A 3,276-nucleotide genomic window follows, 5' to 3' on the forward strand; every position below is an offset into this window, starting at 1 on the left:
GTAATTGATTTCCTGCCTTGCGGTACAAGATGCCATTACACAAGCTGTAAAACCATATAAAAAGAACTTTTTAACAGTCATTATGTCTAAAATTTTGCACAAAAATAGAATTATTATTCAGTATTTAAAGTTAAAGGTGTAAAAATCATGTTAATCTTAGTTCACAAAAGACATTCTATTTATCCTGAGATTCACTTAAACGGCTCTTATCCAATTTTTCGAACTCTGAGTTGTTGCTTATAAACTCAGGTACCAAGTCTTTTAATAAACTTACGACTTCGTATTTGTCTCTTTTAACCGCTGACCTTACTATTCTATCAAAATACCTGTTTACATTATCGAAATCTTCACAATGATCTTTGCTGATCATAATTTTCTCATTGTGAGTAGGAATATTTACCGTATTCTCACTCAATAATTCTTCGTATAATTTTTCTCCAGGGCGTAAACCAATAAAAGAGATTTTGATATCTTCATCAGGAGTGTACCCAGAAAGCCTTATCATTCGTCTGGCTAAATCTATAATCTTCACAGGATCTCCCATATCAAACACATAGATTTCTCCTCCATTACCCATAGTTCCGGCTTGAAGAACCAACTCGCAAGCTTCAGGAATTGTCATAAAATACCGGATAATATCCGGATGCGTAATTGTAACAGGACCTCCTTTCTGAATCTGCTTTTTGAAATGAGGAATCACTGAGCCATTAGATCCTAATACATTTCCGAATCGTGTCGTAATAAATTTTGTAGTATTCCCTTCGGTATTCTGTAAAGACTGCACAAAAAGTTCTGCAGCCCTCTTAGACGCTCCCATTACATTGGTAGGGTTTACTGCCTTGTCGGTAGATACCATCACAAAACGGTTAACTTTATATTTTTTTGAAAGCAACGCCAGATTTTTTGTCCCCAAAATATTGACAAAAATTGCCTCGTGAGGATTGTCTTCAATTAATGGAACATGCTTATATGCAGCTGCATGATACACCATCGAGAAATTGTACTCTTCAAAAACTTTTTCCAGCCTGTGTCTGTTAGAAATATCTGCTAAAACAAATTTAAATTTCTGATTCGGGAATTTTTCCACAAGCTCCATCTCCAATTCATAAAGCGGAGACTCTGCCTGATCTAAAATGACAATCTGTGAAGGAGCAAATTCAGAAACCTGACGTACTATTTCACTTCCGATAGAGCCTGCACCTCCCGTTATCAAGACATTTTTATGAAAATGCCTTTTCATCACATCTTCATTTTCCAGTTTTATAGGTCTTCTGTTCAATAAATCTTCGATCTGAAGGTTCCTGATTCCTCCAACGAGATCCTGATCTCTCATTTTTCCGATTGTAGGAGCTTTCAAAACTTTCAGCCCTTTATCTAAAGAAAGGTTCATCCAATTTTCCAACTCTTTTTTGCTCATTATTTCTCTGATAATTAGCACTGCATCAAACTCACGTAAAATTTTTGGCGATTCAAAAAATTCATCTTTGCTGTAGATATGATGCCCAAGCAATATTGCTCTTTTAGAATCTGTTCTGTTGGTAACAAATCCACCTAACCTGTACGGATAATTAGGATTGTGCATAATTGCTCTTGCCAATGCTACTGAAACATCTTCAATTCCAATTACCGCTACATTCATATTTTTAGGTGATCTTCTGTACTCTATCATCAGACTAAAAAATCTTTTAGTGAGCATTCTGAAGAAGAACATAATAGAGACAGAAACAAAAAAGAATAAGAATAGATTGGGATAAAGAAACAGAGGTTTCCCTTTTGCCAGATAAAAGGAATAATTAAAAACGCATAGTGTCACCAAAGTACTTCCGGACGACAGTAATATTTTGGAAAAATCGAAAAAAGTAGAATGTCTTATTATCCCGGCATAAGTTCGGAATATAAACATAAAGACAAAGTTTACAAAAACAACAATAATCCCCTGCAAAGGAAGAAGATGCGGGTAATTCAGTTTTACATTTAACTGTGTTAAAAAATAATAAGAAATGAGTAAAGAAAACAAGACAAAAGCCAAATCAAAGAAAAGCACCATCCATCTGGGAATATATCGTACACGGGTGATTTTCAAGAGATTATCACCATTATACAATGCTTTAAATCCATCGCTTAATTTTTTCATCAGGAATATCGTTAACTGCTTTTAGTTTACCGGCAAATGTATGAATATTATTACAATATATCTGATTTTTTATTTGATTTTAAACTAAAAAAAGATGCGTAAAATAACTCTGATAATCAATTCATTATAAATAATACTTTAAACTATAAATAATACTTATCGCAATTTATCTTACACTAGTGATAATTGTTAAGAATTTAATCTAAAGGCACATTTTAGTTAAAATTATCTTTAGATTACGACCAATGATAGCTGTATAACTGTTCAAATCATTCCATAAGATTAGTATCTGCGTAGTAAGAACATACTATTCCGTTTTTCAGTCTAAGACTGATATCTTCACTCACTGTTTAATAAAATCCGCAGTAATTCCTTACAATAAAAACCTACCTGTATACCATCCCGTCTCACCCTTACCTCGTGCAAAAGATATTTGGTAAGCAAATAGATAGATTAATTATATTACTGTGTCATAATCAATTAAATATTAAAGTTAAAAAGAAAAAAAGTCTACATAGTATATTTTAATGTAATGGATATAGCTTCACAAGGAGTTTACTTCATTTAGAGCCTTGAACTTACACACTCTTTTCAAGCTTCATAGGAGCACCAAAGTTTCTTCACTAATCATAATTTATTTCACGAAAAATAATGTATAATGATGATTTGTCTTCTTTTAGGATAAAACCGCTGTATTTATTTTAAATTTCCGTAATTTTTATTAATTCATTCAAAGACAACTGTATCGACCTTTTTTCAGTTTTGAATGTTGCAACCCAAAGATATGATGATATTTTTCGCCAAGTCTGGGATTTCACTTTAGACCCAGGTCTAAAGTGAAATCCCAGACTTTTAAAAAGGCGTTGCATTTATTACTTGAATCTAAGTTGGATATCATTATCGCAGAAACAAACATTTCGTTCCTCCAGCGTTATTATTTACGTTTTGCATGATACAGTACAAAAGTTAGTCTCCTCGTGAGCTGAGCTGCATTAATCTAAACTGATGAATGATAAAATAAATAAGATATAAATAATCAGTAACAAGACCTGAAAGAAAAAGGCCATTAGCCATTAGCCATTAGCCATTAGCCATTAGCCATTAGCCACAAAAATAACTGCAAACCGGTAATAACATAAAAA

General features: G+C 32.9%; 1 protein-coding gene. It reads right to left on the reverse strand.

The window, feature by feature from the left end; all coding sequences use genetic code 11:
• Positions 1–175: 175 nt before the first annotated feature.
• Positions 176–2,134, reverse strand: a complete 1,959-nt coding sequence (locus tag AC2A1G_RS19990) for an SDR family NAD(P)-dependent oxidoreductase (RefSeq protein ID WP_484048640.1) — start codon at positions 2,132–2,134, stop codon at positions 176–178.
• Positions 2,135–3,276 lie beyond the last annotated feature (1,142 nt).

The sequence above is a fragment of the Chryseobacterium sp. HNCC26DJ240 genome (genome assembly GCF_057180485.1).

Excerpts from the sequence above, each read along its gene's own strand:
- AC2A1G_RS19990 (WP_484048640.1), bottom strand. The coding sequence starts at position 2,134 with ATGAAAAAATTAAGCGATGGATTTAAAGCATTGTATAATGGTGATAAT.